The organism is Rhodococcus sp. H29-C3, from assembly GCF_030063405.1.
Classification (GTDB): domain Bacteria; phylum Actinomycetota; class Actinomycetes; order Mycobacteriales; family Mycobacteriaceae; genus Rhodococcoides.
The window spans coordinates 204,279-222,751 of the sequence record NZ_JASITC010000003.1 but is presented as its reverse complement, the minus strand read 5'-3'; the positions used below and the strand labels follow the sequence as shown (position 1 = coordinate 222,751).

At 61.6% G+C, this 18,473-nt stretch carries 17 protein-coding genes and 4 tRNA genes; 8 read left to right on the top strand and 13 right to left on the bottom strand.

The genetic code is table 11. The features are described 5' to 3' along the window. Positions 1-158 precede the first annotated feature (158 nt). Positions 159-740 (top strand): helix-turn-helix domain-containing protein, encoded by a 582-nt coding sequence (locus QMK32_RS08285; protein ID WP_283474254.1) that lies wholly within the window; start codon positions 159-161, stop codon positions 738-740. Positions 741-842: 102 nt separating this feature from the next. Further along, positions 843-1,130 carry an ANTAR domain-containing protein gene (locus tag QMK32_RS08280; protein WP_283474252.1) on the top strand — a complete coding sequence of 96 codons (288 nt, stop codon included), beginning with the start codon at positions 843-845 and terminating at the stop codon, positions 1,128-1,130. Between the two features lie 28 nt (positions 1,131-1,158). Here QMK32_RS08280 and QMK32_RS08275 read toward each other — a convergent pair whose 3' ends face one another. The 7 genes from QMK32_RS08275 to QMK32_RS08245 form a co-directional block, all read right to left on the bottom strand. Then, positions 1,159-1,719 (bottom strand): DUF6584 family protein, encoded by a 561-nt coding sequence (locus QMK32_RS08275; RefSeq protein WP_283474250.1) that lies wholly within the window; start codon positions 1,717-1,719, stop codon positions 1,159-1,161. A gap of 121 nt (positions 1,720-1,840) precedes the next feature. Beyond that, complete coding sequence (locus tag QMK32_RS08270; protein WP_283474249.1) at positions 1,841-3,292, bottom strand: MFS transporter; 1,452 nt, start codon at positions 3,290-3,292, stop codon at positions 1,841-1,843. Between the two features lie 301 nt (positions 3,293-3,593). Continuing rightward, a tRNA-Phe gene (locus tag QMK32_RS08265) sits at positions 3,594-3,670 on the bottom strand. Positions 3,671-3,748: 78 nt separating this feature from the next. Then, positions 3,749-3,822 (bottom strand) — tRNA-Asp (locus QMK32_RS08260). A 116-nt stretch (positions 3,823-3,938) separates the two neighbouring features. Further along, positions 3,939-4,011, bottom strand: a tRNA-Glu gene (locus tag QMK32_RS08255). A gap of 127 nt (positions 4,012-4,138) precedes the next feature. After that, positions 4,139-4,807: a TetR family transcriptional regulator gene (locus QMK32_RS08250; RefSeq protein WP_283474247.1), complete on the bottom strand. Its 669-nt coding sequence runs from the start codon at positions 4,805-4,807 to the stop codon at positions 4,139-4,141. 315 nt (positions 4,808-5,122) lie between these two features. After that, positions 5,123-5,581 carry a magnesium transporter CorA family protein gene (locus QMK32_RS08245; protein WP_283474246.1) on the bottom strand — a complete coding sequence of 153 codons (459 nt, stop codon included), beginning with the start codon at positions 5,579-5,581 and terminating at the stop codon, positions 5,123-5,125. Between the two features lie 298 nt (positions 5,582-5,879). On the opposite strand from QMK32_RS08245, the gene QMK32_RS08240 reads away from it, so the two are divergent. The 6 genes from QMK32_RS08240 (at position 5,880) to phoU (ending at position 12,582) form a co-directional block, all read left to right on the top strand. Then, on the top strand, positions 5,880-7,133 hold the full coding sequence (locus QMK32_RS08240; protein ID WP_283474245.1) for a lipase family protein: 1,254 nt from the start codon (positions 5,880-5,882) through the stop codon (positions 7,131-7,133). 65 nt (positions 7,134-7,198) lie between these two features. Beyond that, positions 7,199-7,271 (top strand) — tRNA-Lys (locus QMK32_RS08235). A 283-nt stretch (positions 7,272-7,554) separates the two neighbouring features. Then, entirely contained in the window at positions 7,555-8,511 is a 957-nt protein-coding gene (locus QMK32_RS08230) for an acyl-ACP desaturase (RefSeq protein WP_283474244.1), read from the top strand. 83 nt (positions 8,512-8,594) lie between these two features. Further along, entirely contained in the window at positions 8,595-9,734 is a 1,140-nt protein-coding gene (gene dusB / locus QMK32_RS08225; RefSeq protein ID WP_283474243.1) for a tRNA dihydrouridine synthase DusB, read from the top strand. 114 nt (positions 9,735-9,848) lie between these two features. Further along, the gene (locus QMK32_RS08220) at positions 9,849-11,837 is read left to right on the top strand and encodes an LCP family protein (protein WP_283474241.1); all 1,989 of its coding nucleotides are present in this window, start codon (positions 9,849-9,851) and stop codon (positions 11,835-11,837) included. Positions 11,838-11,907: 70 nt separating this feature from the next. Beyond that, positions 11,908-12,582, top strand: coding sequence for a phosphate signaling complex protein PhoU (gene phoU, locus QMK32_RS08215; RefSeq protein WP_269301210.1), 675 nt, complete (start codon positions 11,908-11,910; stop codon positions 12,580-12,582). 76 nt (positions 12,583-12,658) lie between these two features. Here the strand turns inward: phoU and pstB are convergent, their stop codons facing one another. From pstB to QMK32_RS08185, 6 genes are all read right to left on the bottom strand, one after another. After that, complete coding sequence (gene pstB / locus QMK32_RS08210; RefSeq protein WP_283474239.1) at positions 12,659-13,435, bottom strand: phosphate ABC transporter ATP-binding protein PstB; 777 nt, start codon at positions 13,433-13,435, stop codon at positions 12,659-12,661. Positions 13,436-13,485: 50 nt separating this feature from the next. Further along, entirely contained in the window at positions 13,486-14,394 is a 909-nt protein-coding gene (gene pstA, locus QMK32_RS08205) for a phosphate ABC transporter permease PstA (RefSeq protein WP_269301212.1), read from the bottom strand. Between the two features lie 3 nt (positions 14,395-14,397). After that, positions 14,398-15,441, bottom strand: coding sequence for a phosphate ABC transporter permease subunit PstC (gene pstC, locus QMK32_RS08200; RefSeq protein WP_269301213.1), 1,044 nt, complete (start codon positions 15,439-15,441; stop codon positions 14,398-14,400). A gap of 96 nt (positions 15,442-15,537) precedes the next feature. Beyond that, positions 15,538-16,632 carry a phosphate ABC transporter substrate-binding protein PstS gene (gene pstS, locus QMK32_RS08195; protein WP_269301214.1) on the bottom strand — a complete coding sequence of 365 codons (1,095 nt, stop codon included), beginning with the start codon at positions 16,630-16,632 and terminating at the stop codon, positions 15,538-15,540. A 140-nt stretch (positions 16,633-16,772) separates the two neighbouring features. Further along, positions 16,773-17,690, bottom strand: a complete 918-nt coding sequence (gene mshD, locus QMK32_RS08190; protein WP_283474237.1) for a mycothiol synthase — start codon at positions 17,688-17,690, stop codon at positions 16,773-16,775. After that, entirely contained in the window at positions 17,691-18,464 is a 774-nt protein-coding gene (locus tag QMK32_RS08185) for a winged helix-turn-helix transcriptional regulator (RefSeq protein ID WP_283474235.1), read from the bottom strand. Positions 18,465-18,473: the final 9 nt, after the last annotated feature.

Below are 18,473 nucleotides of genomic sequence, written 5' to 3'. Positions count from 1 at the left end.
CGACACGCGAGCGGCGTAGAGGTGTTTGCTGCGACGTAACGTCGGTGGTCACATTCACAGTATGTAGGTCGAGAGGACGCTCGATCACTACTTCGGCGATCGACTCACCCTGCGCATCACCGTTTGACAAATCCGTTTGCTGAAACTGCAATAGGTGCATGGCCAGCCTTGAAACGGACTTCGACGACATCATCGCAGCTGTGGGTCCACGTCTGAAGCGACTACGCGGCGAGCGTGGCACCACGCTCGCCGCACTCGCCGAGACGACCGGAATCTCGCTCAGCACACTCTCCCGACTCGAATCCGGCGACCGAAAACCGAACCTGGAGCTACTCCTCCCGATCGCCCGGGCACACCAGATCCCCTTGGACGAACTCGTCAGCGCACCACCCGTCGAGGATCCGCGGGTGCGCTCGGCTCCGATTCGACGCGAGCACGTGACGATCCACCCCCTTACCCGACGACCGGGTGGGATGCAGGCATACAAGCTCGTCGTCGATCCCGTTCGCACCGACCCTGATCCTCGCGTTCACGAAGGTTACGAATGGCTCTACGTTCTCAACGGCAGATTGAGATTGGTACTCGGTGAACACGACATCGTCATGAAGCCGGGCGAGGCCGCGGAATTCGATACACGCGTGCCACATTGGTTCGGTGCGGTCGACGATCGACCAGTGGAGATACTGAGTCTCTTCGGCCCCCAGGGCGAACGCATCCACGTTCGAGCATCACCTTCGTGAGACTTGGAGCTTGTCCTTGTGTACCCGTCGACTGGGTGTGGGAGAGTGGGCGCGTCTGCGCAATGGGCAGCAGAACCGAACCAAACCAATAAGGAACCGCTCATGATCGATAGAAGTCCCGACACAATGACGTCTCGGGGACCAGCTTCACGCACCGATGTCGACATCGCGACGGGTGTCCTCGTCGGCGTTCGCGGTGGGAGTGCCGCGCGGGCAGTAGCGGATCTTTTCGCGACCGCCCGAGACAATCGCGTCAGCCTGTTCGAACTGTCCCGCACAGTGATCACCATCGCCGAAGGCAGGGACGGCGGTGAACCGGAAACACGTCGGGTCGCCCTGGCCCGATGGGGAACTGCACTCGCCACCCAGGAAGAACTGATCGGAAGCTAGCAACTGCTGCGAACGCGTGAAGAAGCGGTCAGCCGAACACGATGGCCAGAATCACCGAAGCCGACGTCGCAGCAATTGCCAAGATGATCAACGATGCCACCACGCGCTGCCGAATCGGACGACTTCGGTCGCTGTAGGCACCGTTCGAACCGGGAAGGTCGTCGTCGAGAAAGTCGTCGGAATCGACGCCCACCTCGTCGAAGTAGACCGTGTCGCGAGGTGGAACCCACTGTTGGCCGTTCGCACGGATAGCCGAGGACAATCGTTCGAGTCGAGCCTGTGCCGGGGCCGGATAGTACTCGGAAGGTGCGTTTATCGGTAGGCCTCGTGCCAACGAGATCGGCGACCGATAGCGCGCTTCCAATGCTGCGAACGCAGCTGATGCTGTGGGATCGCCGTCTGCTTTCGAGGTCAGGAACCAGGCGGCACCCGCTGCTGCACGTTCGCCCATCAGCAGATGGGTGTAGGCGAGTAGTTCCAAAATCGGCTGGGACGCTGGAGTCGTACGAAGTGCCGCATACAGTCGGTCCCGAGCGTGTGCATTGTCCCCACGCGCAAGATCGCGCTGGGCTTCCTCGATCACATCCACGGGCCAAGCCTAGCGAGTTCGAGCCGGCGGGTACATTACAGACGTGCTCGACGACCACGGCACCCCAGCATTCGTCCGCTGGGGTGCCGTGGTCTTATCGCTGTCGAGGCTTCGCTGATACTCAGGCCTCGGCGTAGACCGTGCCTGGCCGCAGCATCAGTGCGAGTGCGATGGTAGCCGCGGTGCCGATGAGGATCACCACAACGACCAAGTTCAATCCACTGACAGTGGGTGCGATACTCCCCGCGATGGCGGACGATGCCAGGATTACCGTCGCGATCGATGCGCCGATCCCCTGCCCGGCAGTTCGAACAACTGCATTCAAACCGGTTGCTTCGCTGGTGTTTTCGACCGGAACAGACTCGACGACGAGGTTCGGGAGCGCAGTGTAGGCGAACGATGTCGCGATGGACACGGTGACGACCATTGCGAACATCCCGAGCTTGGCGTCGTTGAACGCGTAGAGCAGCACCGCCGACACCGCATACATGAGTCCGCCGATGAGCAGCGAAACGCGAGAACCCACCGTTCGTGAGAGACGCCCGCTCAACGGAGTGAAAGAGAAGCCCAGCAACGCGCCCGCAAGTGTCAGAGCCCCAGCCGCGCTGGGTGACATGCCGAGACCGAAAGAGCCACTGGACGGCGACTGCAGGACGATGGGGACGATCAAGTTGCTGATTCCGAAGGGACCGACCGCGAGGGTCAGCGTCGCGAGCATCGTCAACGCGAGTTTGCGATCGGTAAGCAGACGCACGTTCGCAATCGGGTCGGTCACGCGAAGCTCCCACAGAACCCACAGCGCGAGAACGACCACACCGCCGACAAGCAGGCCGAGGGTCTTTCCATCGGTCCAACCCCATGAACTGCCCTTGGTGATGGCCAGCAGGATTCCCGCGATGGCGGGTGCGAATGCGATGGTGCCGATCCAGTCGAGCTTTTGGGTGGTCCCGACGGGGGGAAGCCACGGAAGCACGAACGCCACGAGCAGCAGCATGCACGTCGCATATACAGCCGCGACGATGAAAATCATGTGCCAGCTCGCGTAGTCGATCATCATGCCGGCGATGAAGGCCGATCCAGCACCGGCAGCCACGGCGGTACCCGAGATAACCGCGATCGCAACCGGAACCTTCACGTTGGGCAGATGCGCACGTGCCAGTCCGATGCACAGCGGAAGAATCGCACCTGCAACGCCTTGGATGGCGCGGCCGCCGATGATCGCGCCCACGCTGTCGCCGATGGCGCTGAACAACGAGCCGAACGTGGCGATAGCCAGGACGACGATCAAAACCCGCTCACGCCCGTACATGTCACCGAGACGTCCGCACACCGCGGCAGAGGCAGCGGCGACCAGGAGGAATGCGGTCACTGCCCAACCGACCGTCGCGGCGTCACTGTTGAAGTCGCTGATGATGGTCGGGATTGCAGCGAACACCATCGAGGTTTCGAACGCGCTGATGACCTCGACCAAACTGAGAACGAGGATGATCACCGCAGCCGAACGCTTTCTCGTGTAGCGGGCAGCCTGCGGCGCCATCGTCTCTGGAGCCACTGAACCTGGACTCGTCGTCATCGACGTCCCCCAAGTACTGGTCGCGAGACAGGGGTGGTCATCGCGCACGGGCGGCTTCGATCCTCGAACTCGAATCGAGTTGACTTGTCGTGCAGCATTTTTGGTCCTTGGCTCCTCAGGAGGCGGCACATTCCCGCTCGGTAGAGCCAAAAAGTAGCAGTGGCCGACAGCACAATGGGGATGAATTCTCACTGGGTGAAAGTCCGGAGGTTTCGGCGCCGGATTTCCGATCTCGCTCGCCGCCCGAGAGAACAAAAAAGCCCCACTCGGATGAACCGAATGAGGCTTGGTACTGAGACTGTGGTGGCCAGGGCCGGGATCGAACCGGCGACCTTCCGCTTTTCAGGCGGACGCTCGTACCAACTGAGCTACCTGGCCGGGCGGCACCGGTGACAATGCCATGTACTGAGCTGAACTTCGTACTGATTTATTAATTCGGTATCTACACCGAACTTGCGACCCTGACGGGACTCGAACCCGCGACCTCCGCCGTGACAGGGCGGCGCGCTAACCAACTGCGCTACAGGGCCTAGCGTCGAACTCAACTGGCGCAAACTTTAGCAGGTGATCAACCCGCTTCGAACCGCACCAGCCTGCAAGAGACTGCTGTACTGCACACCGGATTGTCAATTCCGACGATCGAACGTACCCCCTACGGGATTCGAACCCGCGCTACCGCCTTGAAAGGGCGGCGTCCTAGGCCGCTAGACGAAGGGGGCCCGCCGAACTGCTCGAACTTGTAGCTACTCGAACTACGAGCTTCCACAATCTCGAACTGCTCTGACGTTACCCTCAACGGCATTCCGTTGGGAGCTTGGATAGCTTAGGGCACTTCTTTCGGAAAACTCAAACCGGCAGGTCAGAGGCGCTTTTTGAGGCCGCCGGTTCCAGCGGTGGCCATCCGACACGTTGCCAGGCGTCCAACCACTGAGGTGTTGCCATCGCATAGAGGAGTACTTCGAGGGATTCCTGGAACAGCGCACGCAGTTCGGTGCTGTCCGACACGAGGTCGGCCATGAACCGCTGACCCGCCAGTGACGCGCTCAGCACCCTGGTGAATATGTCCGGGCCGAACTCCCGCTTCATGTCGCCCATCTCCTGGGCCCTACGTGCCAATTCGTGTCCGGCCAGGCCCCATGCTCGGCCACTCCCGGATTTGACCTCGCTGTAGAACTCCGGTTCGACGATCAGCCGAAACTCGGCTCGAACTATGACGTCGGTCTGAAATCCGAGCGCTATGTCGTCGATGATGCCGCGAATGATTTCGAAGGGATGCAGCGTCGAGCCCTGCCACTTCTCGGTGATAGCGGTGTACCTCTCCAGCGCAGCTACGAGCACTGCCCGGGCCAGATCTTCCTTCGATTGGAAGTGGAAGTACATCGCACCCTTGGTGGCGTTGGAGCCCTCCAGGATCGCATTGACGGACGCAGCCGCGTATCCACGTCGGGCGAACTCCGTCGCCGCAGCCTCGACGATCGCCGCTCTGGTCCTGCGTGCGCGCTCTTGTTGTGCCATTACTTTTCGTGCCTCCGAAAAAAGCGCTCTGCATATCAGCAGTCCATACCGCTGATCGAGCGTACGTCACCATGTCCTCGACAAAGCTGTTCATAGCCCCAGAAATACCTGAGAAACCTAGAAAACAGACAAATCGACGACGAGAAACAAACAATCCGAGTGGTACGCTTCACCCGGCTCGAGTGCGCTGCAGGGGGTGCGCACTCGAGCCACTAGCTCACGCAGGGCAGGGTGGACGCTCCCGAGAAGCGCATACTTTACAAATAATACCCCACTGTAAGGCCCCGAACCGGTCGGCCGACTTGCCGACGGCCATCAGAGCCAATCGCGACGTTTGAAACTCCACCGCAATCCTGTCGCCAGTCCGCTCAGCAGCACAGTACTCAGCCAGACGCCGAGAGCGCGGTCGTAACCAGGGAACGGTGCGTTCTGACCGAAGTATCCCACCACCCCGGCATGCATGGCCTTGATCGCCGCCAACGCCGTGAGCTTCTCCATAACCTTGTTCAACGAATTACCCTGCATTGCAGGACCTGTCGACAAAATGACCTCGATCGCATCACGAAGGCCCTCGCCCCCTCCGTCAGCCGAAGCGATTGGTCGTACAAGTACTGCGACTTCGTTATCGACTCGATGCCCGTTCGGCACGAGCAAGCCTGCGCATACCTCGGCCATCGGCAGAACCACCTTGGAGACTGCGGCGACCCAAAGTCGAACTACGAAGTTGCGCAACTGAATATCGCGAACCGGCATCCTCGCGTCGATCAAAGACATCCTCGATCGACTGCACATACTCCTCCAGCCAATCCACAACGGTGCCAAGAGGTCGAACCACGAGAAACGCCTTGATTCAATGTGTTTCGGTGACAACTTCCCAACCCCGGTTTTCCTCGACGCCTCCTGGGCGGCCCACCCATTCCGATGGTTATCCGATTGCCCCAGTCCAGGTCTCGAAAGAATCGGATAACGATTCGAACTCGACCCGTCGCTGACAACTCGCGACGTCGAAGTTGGACATAGTGTGATCAAGGACACACAAAGCCGGTCGTAGATGACGAATTCGGGTGACAGCATGGTTGTCAAAGAGCTCTTATATCGTTGGGCAGGAATAGTTCTCATAACCGCACTGATCGCTACCCATCCGTGGTCGGTCAGCGCCGATCCCGTGACGGACTTCATCACGCCGAAGCAGGATCCCGCATCTGCCGCGGCCACATCGCTCTCGGACCCATGGTTCGACGCGCCTGCCGGATACGAGAATTCGAGCCCTGGAGCCATCCTCGGCACCCGGCAGGTGAACGTCGGCCCACTGATCACACCGGTGACCTCCACCCAGATCCTGTTTCGATCCACAGATTCCAAGGACCGCCCCGTCGCAGCTGCCACCACCGTGATCGTGCCCACCGCACCATGGACCGGAAAAGGTAGTCGACCTGTCGTCGCCTACAACATGGCAATAGATTCACTGGGCAACACGTGCGCACCGTCGTGGACACTCCCCCGCGGTATTGCACCGGAAATTGTTGCAGTGCAGCTCTTTCTGGCCAAAAACTATGCAGTGGCGGTCACCGACCACCAAGGCCCCCGGCAGGCGTATGCCGCCGGACGGATGGCCGGACACGCAGTACTGGATGCACTGCGAGCAATGGTCGCTCTACCGCAGTTGGGGCTCGACAAGAAATCTCCGATCGCCGTGACCGGTTATTCCGGAGGCGCAATCGCATCCGGTTGGGCCGCGCAACTCGCACCGTCCTACGCCCCGGAGGTGAACATCGTCGGTACCGCGTTCGGCGGTGCGCCGATCGACTACCGCATTCTGCTCGGATCCATGAACGGAACCAATGCAGCATCGACATTGTTTCTCTCCGCAGCACTCGGCGTCGCCCGTGAGTACCCGGAAATGTTCCAACTCATGAACGCGAACGGACTTCGGCTCGCGCAGATCGCGAAGGACATGTGTGTCTATCTACTCGCCCCAGGCGGGCTGGTGGCACCGATACCCGTCCAAGCACTCTCGGACATACCGAACGTGGATCGCACTCCGATCGCGGAGGAGATCATTGCTCAGACGCGGATGGGCGGCGACCTCGCACCGTCGGCCCCAGTCTTCATCTACCAAGGACAGCAGGAATTTTGGATCCCCCGAGAAGGCGCCGAGACCCTGTACGACGAATGGTGCGCCCACGGATCCGACGTCCGGTTGGAGGAATACCTCGGTGAGCACATGACAGTCGCAGTGTCGGGCTTGCCTGGTTCCCACGCGTGGATCGACGAGCGGCTCGCCGGAATCCCCGTGCCCGAAGGTTGCAGCAGCTTCGGCAAATAGCTGCTCGACACTCTTTGGGGGTACCTGCCTGCCGACTGGGAACACCCATTACACTTTCGATCCGCGCCCCTATAGCTCAGTTGGTAGAGCTACGGACTTTTAATCCGCAGGTCGTAGGTTCGAGTCCTACTGGGGGCACCGAGGAGGTCCACGCGGTGGCGGATGCCGTCCACCGCGTGTTCGGCTCGGACGCCCTCATCTCCACCGACGGCCCGGGCAACATCCGAAATACATCGTCGTACACTTGGTAACAGTTCGGCTACGGGGAACGAACTGTCAATGGGGAATTGAACTGCTACGGGGGCTACTACGCCTTGGTTCCCGGCCGACTACTGTGCGCCACGCAACTCGGGAGCGTTCACAGCGAAGTTACGGTGCCGTAGGCTAGGTCCGGATATCGGCAATGTATGGAGGCAATGTAATGGCGAGGGATCTGACACAGCTGGAGCTGCTACACGAGCTGGTTCCTGTTGCGGAAGACAACGTGAACCGCCACATGTCGATGGCGAAGGAGTGGCACCCGCACGATTACGTGCCGTGGGACGAAGGCCGCAACTTCGCTGCACTCGGTGGGGTGGATTACGACCCGGAGCAAAGCGACCTCTCCGAGGTAGCGCGAGCAGCGATGATCACCAACCTGCTCACCGAGGACAATCTGCCCTCGTACCACCGCGAGATCGCCGAAAACTTTTCGCAGGACGGCGCCTGGGGCACCTGGGTGGGACGGTGGACCGCCGAGGAGAACCGGCACGGCATCGTCATGCGCGACTACCTGGTGGTCACCCGCGGTGTCGATCCGGTCGCGCTCGAGCAGGCCCGGATGATTCACATGACCAACGGTTTCGCCTCACCGGCGGGCGCACAGACCGGACTGTTGCATTCGGTCTCGTACGTCACCTTCCAGGAACTCGCCACGCGCGTCTCGCATCGCAACACCGGCAAGGTGTGCGACGACCCGATCGCCGACCGGATGCTCCAGCGCATCGCGGCGGATGAGAACCTGCACATGATGTTCTACCGCAACGTCACCGCTGCAGCCCTCGACATCGCGCCGGATCAGACGTTGGAAGCGATCTCGCATATCGTGATGAACTTCCAGATGCCCGGTGCCGGGATGCCGAACTTCCGCCGCAACGGTGTGTTGATGGCCAAGCACGGTATCTACGATCTGCGTCAGCACCTCGAGGACGTGGTGTGGCCGGTCCTGCGGAAATGGCAGATCTTCGAACGTGAGGACTTCACCGGCGTCGGGGAGGCCAAGCGTGAAGAATTGGCCGTGTTCCTCGAAGACCTCGAGCGTCAGGCCACCAAGTTCGAAGAAATGCGTGATCGTTCCCTCGCACGCGAAGCCGCCAAAGCGGAGGCTCGCGCCTCCTGAACTGAGATTCCGTGTGCCCGGTACCGGTATCGGTGCCGGGCACACGGCATTTCTCCCGTCCACAGATTCAAGAGGCTTCTCCCATGACATTGCAGATCGGCTCACTCGAGCTGAACAGTCCCGTTGTTCTCGCTCCGATGGCAGGTGTGACCAATGTGGCGTTCCGCACATTGTGCCGAGAGCAGGAGATTGCGCGCGCCGGCAGTACTTCCGGTCTGTATGTCTGCGAGATGGTCACTGCTCGTGCGCTCGTCGAGCGCCAGCCCGCCACGATGCACATGACTACCTTCGGTCCGACCGAAACCCCGCGGTCACTGCAGCTCTACACCGTGGATCCGGACACGACCTACGCCGCGGCGAAGATGATCGTCGAAGACAACCTCGCAGACCACATCGACCTGAACTTCGGTTGCCCGGTCCCGAAGGTGACGCGAAAAGGCGGTGGCGCCGCGCTCCCCTACAAGCGCAAACTGTTCGGACGCATCGTAGCGGCGGCGGTGAAAGCAACAGAGGGAACATCGATTCCGGTGACGGTCAAGTTCCGCGTCGGTATCGACGAGCAACATCACACGCATCTCGACGCCGGCCGGATCGCGGCAGGCGAAGGTGCGGCAGCCGTTGCGCTGCACGCACGTACGGCGTCGCAGCGTTACTCGGGAACGGCCGACTGGAGTGAGATCGCTCGGTTGAAGGAGCACGTCACCGAGGTCCCCATTCTCGGCAACGGCGATATCTTCTCGGCGTCGGACGCGGTTCGAATGATGGCCGAAACCGGTTGCGACGGAGTCGTCGTCGGTCGAGGTTGTCTGGGACGTCCTTGGTTGTTCGCCGAACTCAGTGCACGCTTCGCGGGGCACGCGGAGCCTACGCCCCCGACACTCGGCGAGGTCGCAGTCATCATTCGTCGCCATGCCGAACTTCTGGCTGCACACCATGGCGAGGACAAGGGCCTTCGTGAACTACGCAAGCATGTGTCGTGGTACCTGCGCGGTTTCCCAGCCGGATCCGACCTGCGCGTGGCGATGGCATTGGTGAAGACCTTGACCGAATTGGACGATCTTCTCGGCCAACTCGACCCATTGGTGGCATTCCCGAAAGATGCCGAAGGCCCACGTGGCAGACAAGGTTCGCCCGGCGTTGTGTCGCTGCCCGAGGGATGGCTCGACGACCCCGAGGACGATCGAGTGCCGGTCGGGGCAGATTTGATGAACTCCGGCGGCTGACCGAAGTCATGACCGCGATGATCGGGAGTGGACCCCACAGGTTTCCTCAGTATCATTGCGGGGATCGCCTGACTCGGCGGCAAGAGAGATACGCGGAAGGCCAGGTTCACATTCGTGGGTGACGATCGAGACTCGGGCCCACCTGCGCCCGAAGGACGAGCTCCCTGGGAGCGTCCGATCTCCCGAATCTCACACGAGCCTCGGTCACCAAGTGGTGCGCCGGTGCCGCCGAATCCGCCTGCATCCTCCCCGTCTGCATCCTCCCCGCCCGCCTCCGACCGCAGAGTGCCCGAGCCGAACGCCAAGTCCACGGACAGCGAAACCCCCAGCGGCAAATTCAACCGGCCAGGTAAGCGTTCCTCTCGAAAGTCCGACTCGGTATCGGTCGCCGACCTCGTGGACAAGATGGCCGACGACGATCCACCCGCCGAGACGCCGCCTGTGCGCGTGTGGCCCAGCCGGCCCGAGGTCGAAGACCCCACGGAAAAGATCGACCCGATCAAGGACTCGACGCCGCCACCGGTGAGCCCACCCCCGGTTGTCGCGCTGCCCGAGGCCGTCGGCGTCGCTGCCGATGATCGCCCGGTTCTCACCCGCTTGGCCATGAGCAAGGTGCGTCGGCAAAAGCGACTCCGCAATATCGGCCGCGGATTCGTCTCCCTCGTCGCCGTTCTCGCCCTTGCTCTCACCGGAATGGTCTGGGGATATCTTCGTAGCACCGACAAAGGCTTTGCGCAGGTCGCCGCTCTGGACCTGGATTCGACGGACGTCGTGGACGCTGCCGGTCAATATGGTGACGAGACTTATCTGATAGTCGGAACGGACACTCGGACCGGTGCCAGCGGCGAGGTCGGCGCAGGCACAGTGGCCGATGCCGAAGGCGCTCGCTCGGATACCGTCATGCTGGTCAACATTCCTGCTGATCGAAGTCGTGTCGTCGCGGTCTCTTTCCCACGTGACCTGGACGTTGTTCGCCCTGAATGCGAGGGCTTCGACAACGCCACCAACACGTACACCGGTGAGATGTACCCGTCCGCGGACGGCGACAAGCTCAACGCGACCTATGCGCTCGGCGGACCCAAGTGCCTCGTCAAGACGATCCAGAAGATCTCCGGCTTGAAGATCAGCCACTTCGTCGGTATGGACTTCGCCGGATTCGAATCGATGGTGGACGAAGTCGGTGGTGTCGAAGTATGCACGCCGCAGCCCCTGATCGACTATGAACTGGGCACCGTGCTGGAAACAGCTGGGGAGCAACGTATCGACGGCCGCACGGCGTTGAACTACGTACGGGCACGCAATGTAGAAAGCGAGGGCAACGGTGACTACGGGCGTATCAAGCGTCAACAGCGGTTCCTGTCCTCCCTCCTACGCTCTGCGCTCTCGAACAAGGTCCTGCTCGACCCAGGCAAGCTCAATGGCTTCGTCAGTGCATTCACCAGCGACACCTTCGTCGAGAACGTGAAGACCAAAGACCTCGTCACTCTCGGCCGTTCTCTGCAGAACGTCGATGCAGGAGCCGTCACCTTTCTGACGATCCCCACTTCGGGTACCAACGACTGGGGCAACGAGATCCCGATCGACGACGCCATCGCCGTGATCTTCGATGCCATCATCAACGATGAGCCGTTGCCCGGTGAAGAACGTGAAGATCCGCCGCCCAGCGCGGAGCCGTCGATTCAACCGACAGTGCCGCTGCTGGCAGTCGATCCGACAACCGTCTCGATCCAGGTCTCCAATGCTTCCGAGATGGTGGGGATGGCAGCCACTGCGTCCAGCGAACTGTCCACCTACGGTTTCCAGATTCTCGATGTCGGCAACTTCGTCGGAACAGCCAAGCAGACCGTCGTCCGCTACTCGGAGGGCCAGGAATCCGAGGCTGCAACGGTGGCGTCGGCGATACCCGGTGCAGTCATCGAGCAAGCGCAGGGGCTCGACAGCATCGTCGAGGTCGTGCTCGGCTCGGACTATCCCGGGTACACCACTGCACCGACGGCGTTCGGTGAGCCGATCGAAGCTACGCAAGTTCAGGGTTCGACCGAGGGCGCGCCGTTGCCCGAGGATCTCTCGTTCACGAACGCCGCCGACGATACCTGCGCCTGAGCAAGGCATTCACGCTCCGTTCACCCTCTCGACGGTGACCAGATGGGTGTGACCTACTAAACTCACAGGTATGCGCGTCGCCTACAAAGAACAGATGAACGACCTTGCCGATGCCCTCGGACAAATGGCCACACTGGCCGGCTCTGCGATGGAGAAGGCAACTCAGTCACTACTTCAAGCAGACTTGCTCCTCGCCGAGCAGGTCATCTCCGATCACGACAAGATCTCCGAACTGAGCACCATTGCCGAGGAGAGGGCATTCACCCTCCTCGCGCTCCAAGCTCCGGTTGCTGGGGATCTCCGCTCGGTCGTATCGGGAATCCAGATCGTCGCCGACATCGAGCGGATGGGGGCGCTCGCCCTGCACGTCGCCAAGATCACCCGGCGTCGTCACCCCAACAACGCTCTCCCCGAAGAGGTCAACGGCTACTTCGCCGAAATGGGTCGAATCGCCGTCCAACTCGGAGCATCGGCGCGCGAGGTTCTCGAGACCCGCGATCCCGAGCGCGCCGCCAAGCTTCACGAGGAGGACGAGGCGATGGACGACCTCCATCGCCACCTGTTCACCGTGCTGATGGATCGTGAATGGAGTCACGGCGTCGCCGCGGCTGTAGACGTCACCCTTCTCGGGCGGTTCTACGAGCGCTTCGCCGACCACGCAGTCGAGGTCGGGCGCCGAGTTATCTTCCTCGCGACCGGTGAGATGCCGACCGAATTGAGCAGCACACACTTGCCCAGCAGCTGACCCTTCGCTCGTATCGAACGCGCACAAGGAGAACCCCCGAACGCTCAGCGTTCGGGGGTTCTTTTCATGTACTTCCCTACCCGAAGCGACCGGAGATGTAGTCCTCGGTGGCTTTCTGGGTCGGATTGGAGAAGATCTTCTCGGTGTCGTCGATCTCGATGAGCTTGCCTGGCTTACCGGTGGCCTCGAGGTTGAAGAAGCCGGTCTGATCGCTCACGCGTGCGGCCTGCTGCATGTTGTGCGTGACGATGACGATAGTGAAGTCCTTCTTCAGCTCACCGATGAGGTCTTCGATGGCGAGCGTCGAGATCGGGTCCAGTGCCGAGCACGGCTCGTCCATGAGGAGGACGTCGGGCTTCACTGCAATGGCACGGGCGATACATAGTCGCTGTTGCTGGCCCCCTGAGAGACCACCACCAGGCTTGTCCAGGCGGTCTTTGACCTCGTTCCAGAGGTTCGCGCCTTTGAGAGAGCGCTCGGCGATCTCGTCGAGTTCCTTCTTCTTTCGTCCGCCCTGCAGCTTCAGGCCTGCGATAACGTTGTCCCGGATCGACATCGTCGGGAAAGGATTGGGACGCTGGAAGACCATGCCGATGGTGCGACGGACACCGACCGGGTCCACGCCGGAACCGTAGATGTCCTCGCCGTCGAGCAGCACTGATCCTTCTACGCGCGCACCCGGGGTGACCTCGTGCATACGGTTGAGCGAACGCAGCACTGTGGATTTGCCGCAGCCGGAGGGCCCGATGAAGGCAGTCACGCCACGCGGAGGAACCGCGAGGGTGACACCTGCGACGGCTTGGAACTTGCCGTAGAAGATGTTGACGTCTTTGAGGTCGAGACGTTTTGCCATGATCGGCTCCTGTGTTTCTCGAGCGGGGAGATTCGTGGGTGGCGCAGTGGTCAGAAGTTCTTGGGTGCGAAGAACTTGGAGACCAATTTCGCGCCGATGTTGAGCAAAGCAATGATCAGGATCAGCGTCAGTGCTGCTCCCCACATGCGCTCGCTGGTGAGTGCGCCGGTTCCTGCTTTCTGCAGGTCGACCATCATGAGCGGCAGGGAGGTCTGCGGCCCCTCGAACAAATTGAAGTTGATCGCGGTAGCGGAGCCGACCAGAATCAGCACCGGCGCAGTCTCACCCATGACCCGGGCCAATGCGAGCATGATGCCGGTGACGATGCCGGACAGTGCCGTCGGCACGACGATCTTCGCGATGGTCTTCCATTTCGGCACACCGAGTGCGTACGACGCCTCGCGCAGGTCCTGCGGGACGATCCGCAGCATTTCCTCCGACGACCGCACGATGACCGGAATCATCAGCAGAACCAGGGCAAGCGCGACGGCGATGCCGGACCGGTCGAAGCCGAATGTGGCGATCCACAGTGTGTAGATGAACAGCGCGGCGACGATGGACGGGACTCCGGTCAGGATGTCGACCATGAAGGTCGTCACCTTGGCGAGGCGTGTTCCGACACCGTATTCCACGAGGTAGATGGCGACGAAGACACCGATCGGAATCGAGATCAACGCGCAGAACAATCCCTGCATCAGCGTGCCGACGATGGCGTGATAGGCGCCGCCACCAGCGATGAACGGGGTGAGGCCTGCTTGCGAGTTCATCCACCATTCTGGTGCGACCACTGCACTGATGCCGCGCGAGATCACCGTGTAGAGCACCCAGATGAGCGGAACCAGCGCGACCAGTACTGCCAGACTGACCAGCACGGTCGCGAATCCGTTGGCGAACTTACGTCGAGCACTGACGCCCTTGAAGGTCTTTTCCTTGACCGGACGATCCAGCGTTGCGGTCATGGCCTAGGCCTTCTTTCCGGCGATGGCGGCGCGAGCGCCCGCGTTGACGACGAAGGTGAGTACGAAGAGAACGAGGCCCGCCGCGATATAGGCGCCCGCCTGGAGCTGGTTGTTGAACTCACCTGCCGCGAGTGCAATCTTTGTCGCGAAGGTGTTTCCGCCGTCGAAGAGTGTCCATCCGAAGGTCGCTTGTGTGCTGCGAATGATGATGTAGAGCGCGATGGTCTCGCCGAGTGCGCGTCCGAGCCCGAGCATCGAGCCGCTGACGAATCCAGATTTTCCGAATGGAATGACGGTGGTTCGGACGACTTCCCACCGTGTTGCGCCGAGCGCGAGGGCCGCTTCGATCTGCCCTTTCGGCGTCTGGACGAATACTTCACGTGTCACTGCCGCGATGATCGGCAGGATCATGACGGCGAGGACGATGCCGGCGGTGAAGATGGTGCCTCCACCGGCGATCGATACCGAACCGGTGGCGAAGAGCGGAAACCAGGCGAGGTTGGTGTTGAGCCATTCGGCGAACGGGCTGATGGCCGGCGCCAACACGTACAGGCCCCAGAGTCCGAAGACTATCGACGGAACTGCAGCAAGCAGATCGATGACGTAACCCAGCGGGCCCGCCACTTTCTTCGGCGCGTAGTTGGTGAGATAGACCGCGATTCCGAGCGCGACCGGCATCGCCAGAATCAGCGCGAAGATCGACACGGTCGCGGTCACCAGGAACAGGTCCCGGATTCCGAACACCATGGCCGAGGTGTCCGAGGTACTCCAACTACCGTTGTACGTCAGGAAGTTGACCGTGTTGTTCTGCAGCGCCGGGATCGCCCGCCACAGCAGGAACAGTCCGATGGCGGCGATGAGCACGATGATGAAGACACCCGAGCCCTTGGCAAGGGTGGCGAAGATGCGGTCACCAGGGCGAGTGACGGTACCGCCCTTGGCCTTCTTGTCCGGCAATTGAATGGACTCTTCCGTGTTCCGGGGCGCCCCGGTCGCGGTGGTGTCATCCGCGGACGTAACGCCGGTGATCGAGTTGGTGTCTCTCATACCGCTCACGTCTCTCGTGTGGTGGTCGAGGACGGAGCCTGCACGATGTCGAGGAGATCGATCCACGACATCGGCACAGGCACTCGTCTCATTGAATCAGGCGATCGCATCGATCGCAGTGACCAAACGCTCTTTGAAGGACTCCGGCAGCGGGACGTAGCCTGCTTGTTCGAGACCCTGCTGGCCTTCGTTCGCTGCGCTGAGCAGGAAGGACTTGACCGCTGCACTGGTGTCGGCGTCGTAACCCTTCGAGCAGACAACTTCGTAGGTAGCGAGAACCAGCGGGTAGGAATTTTCGACGTCGCTCGCATAGAGGGCGTCGATATCGATGACGAGGTCGTTGCCCTCACCGGAGAACTCAGCTGTATCGATGGCCTTACCCGCGGTCTCGCTGCTCAGTTCGACAGGTCCGTTCCCGAAGTCGACGTCGGCGGTGCCGAGGTTCTCCTGTTCGGCGAAGCCCTTCTCGACGTACGTGATCGAGCCTGGGGTCGCAGCAACTGCCTGGGCGACGCCGGACGAACCGTTCGCGCCTTCACCGACGCCACCTGCCCAGTCGGAGCTGTGGTCGAGTGTCCACGCCTGCGGAGCAGAGGCGGAGAGGAACCGCTGGAAGTTGTCGCTGGTGCCCGAAGAGTCCGACCGATAAACCGGAATGATCGGCGTGGACGGTAGCGAGACACCTTCGTTGACAGCGGCGATCGCCGGGTCGTTCCAGGTGGTGATCTGGCCGGTGAAGATCCGGGCCGCGAGCTCGGGGGTCACCACCAAGTTGTCGACACCGTCGAGGTTGTACGCGATAGCAACCGGGCCGAAGACGAGTGGGAGATTCCAAGCGGGGTTGCCCTGGCATCGTTCGGCGGCTGCGGCAGCCTGCTCTTCCTTGATGGCCGAGTCCGAGCCTGCGAAGTCGACGAGGCCGGCAACGAACTGGGTACGGCCGTTGCCCGAACCACTTGTCGTGTATTCGACGGCTTTGCCGGAGCACATGCCCGCGTAGACGGATGTGAAGTTGTACATCGCGTTCTGCTGAGCAGAGGATCCTTCACCGGTCAGCGGTGACTTGCCCTCACATGTTGCGGCCGTGGTCCCCGATGCCGCTTCGATGTTCGAGTCGCTGCCGCACGCAGTCAGCAGCATGGCACTGATCGCCGCTGCGCTGATCAAAGCAGCATTGCGCTTGAGGTTCACCGTTTCCTCCGAGGATTCTTGTTGCCGTTGTCGCTGATAGGGCAGCGTCGGCGCTACCCACAGCAAAACGTAGAGGGGGCCGGTTGACAGCTACCCCCGAAACAGTGAACGGCGAATGAACAGAGTGGGCATTTGTCCGTTTACGGACGCGAGTAGGCGGCGTCGACGTGGAATCGCGAAAAACCGAGACGCTCGTAGGTGTGCACTGCAGCGGTGTTGTCCGCCTCGACGTAGAGCAGCACTTCGGCAAGTTGTAGCTCGCGCAGGTAGTGCAGGCCTGCCAGGGTCAGAACCCGACCGAGACCACGCCCCTGCGACGCCGGGTCGATACCGACGACGTAGACCTCACCGATCTCGTCTTCGCCTGCCTCGGCGGCGTGCACCTTCGTCCAGTGAAACCCGAGCAGATGATCGGTGTCTTTTTCGAAAGCAAGGAACACCCCGGCTGGGTCGAACCATTCTTCGTCGCGGCGATCGGCAATGTCCTTCGCGGTCCAGCCACCTTGTTCGGGATGCCAGGCAAACGCTGCACTGTTGACGCGAAGAAGTTCCGCATCGTCGCGAGGTCCTTCATAGGTGCGCAGCGTGATGCTTTCCGGAACAACCACTTCGGGCAGTTCCGGCGTCGCCGTCGGGCGACGCATCTGCAACAGTTCGCGCGCCACCGTCAAGCCGAGTCGGGCGGCGACCGCCTGTGCGGGTTCGAGGTTCCCGTGGGCCCACACTCTGGCTCCGTCGCCCCCCTCGGACAGTGCACGGTCGACGAGGCTTCGACCCGCGCCTCGACCGCGGAACTCCGGATCCACGACGACTTCGGCCATCGACGGAGCCTCGGCCGAACCAGCTGCGATGCCCGCGTAGCCGACGATACGAGTGCTCTCGGAAACAATCAGATGCTGCACCGAACTGTCCGCCGAGAGTGCTTTGACTGCCTGTTCCGACAGGGGTGCGGTGCCGTCGGTGACAGCGGCACGTGACACCACGTTCTTGACGGCCTCGGACACCTCCGAGGTCATCGCGGCGGAGTCGAGTCGGGAGATTTCGAACGAGGGGGTCATCTACTGAGCCGTGCTTCCATGTGTCGTGCCGTGGACCGAGGTCAGCTCGGGGCTGTCTTCGCCATCGTCTTCATGACCTGCTGATACCGGCCCACCCTTTGTGGTGCGAGAAGGGCGCACCGCCTTGTATCCGACGTTGCGAACGGTGCCGATCAGCGACTCGTACTCGGTGCCGAGTTTCGCGCGGAGGCGTCGAACATGCACGTCCACGGTTCGAGTGCCACCGAAGAAGTCGTATCCCCACACCTCCTGGAGCAGCTGTGCACGCGTGAACACTCGTCCGGCGTGCAAAGCCAGATACTTGAGGAGTTCGAACTCCTTGTACGTCAGATCGAGGGGGCGTCCGCGCAGTCGCGCGGTGTAAGTGCCCTCGTCGATGACGAGTTCGCCGAGAGTGATCTTCCCCGATGCCTCCGGACTTGCCACTCCCCCGGAACGTCCGACGAGCAGACGTAGACGGGCATCGAGCTCGGCGGGTCCGGTGCCGGGGAGCAGAATGTCGTCCAGGCCCCATTCGGAGTTGACGGCCACCAGACCGCCCTCGGTGAGTACGGCGACCACCGGGATCGCCGAGCCGGTACTGCCCAGCAACCGGCACAATCCGCGCGCGGCGGCCAAATCGGTGCGCGCGTCCACCAGGGCAATGTCAGCGGAACCTGCCTCCAGCAGCGAGGACACTTCGGTGGGAACAGGCCGCACATGGTGCGACAGAAGCGCAAGCGACGGTAGGACGGCCTCTGGATTCGGATCGGAGGTCAGAAGCAGGAGCTCCACACAGCCTCT

Excerpts from the sequence above, each read along its gene's own strand:
- QMK32_RS08285 (WP_283474254.1), top strand. The coding sequence starts at position 159 with ATGGCCAGCCTTGAAACGGACTTCGACGACATCATCGCAGCTGTGGGT.
- QMK32_RS08280 (WP_283474252.1), top strand. The coding sequence starts at position 843 with ATGATCGATAGAAGTCCCGACACAATGACGTCTCGGGGACCAGCTTCA.
- QMK32_RS08270 (WP_283474249.1), bottom strand. The coding sequence starts at position 3,292 with ATGACGACGAGTCCAGGTTCAGTGGCTCCAGAGACGATGGCGCCGCAG.
- QMK32_RS08250 (WP_283474247.1), bottom strand. The coding sequence starts at position 4,807 with ATGGCACAACAAGAGCGCGCACGCAGGACCAGAGCGGCGATCGTCGAG.
- QMK32_RS08245 (WP_283474246.1), bottom strand. The coding sequence starts at position 5,581 with ATGTCTTTGATCGACGCGAGGATGCCGGTTCGCGATATTCAGTTGCGC.
- QMK32_RS08240 (WP_283474245.1), top strand. The coding sequence starts at position 5,880 with ATGGTTGTCAAAGAGCTCTTATATCGTTGGGCAGGAATAGTTCTCATA.
- QMK32_RS08230 (WP_283474244.1), top strand. The coding sequence starts at position 7,555 with ATGGCGAGGGATCTGACACAGCTGGAGCTGCTACACGAGCTGGTTCCT.
- dusB (WP_283474243.1), top strand. The coding sequence starts at position 8,595 with ATGACATTGCAGATCGGCTCACTCGAGCTGAACAGTCCCGTTGTTCTC.
- phoU (WP_269301210.1), top strand. The coding sequence starts at position 11,908 with ATGCGCGTCGCCTACAAAGAACAGATGAACGACCTTGCCGATGCCCTC.
- pstB (WP_283474239.1), bottom strand. The coding sequence starts at position 13,435 with ATGGCAAAACGTCTCGACCTCAAAGACGTCAACATCTTCTACGGCAAG.
- pstA (WP_269301212.1), bottom strand. The coding sequence starts at position 14,394 with ATGACCGCAACGCTGGATCGTCCGGTCAAGGAAAAGACCTTCAAGGGC.
- pstC (WP_269301213.1), bottom strand. The coding sequence starts at position 15,441 with ATGAGAGACACCAACTCGATCACCGGCGTTACGTCCGCGGATGACACC.
- mshD (WP_283474237.1), bottom strand. The coding sequence starts at position 17,690 with ATGACCCCCTCGTTCGAAATCTCCCGACTCGACTCCGCCGCGATGACC.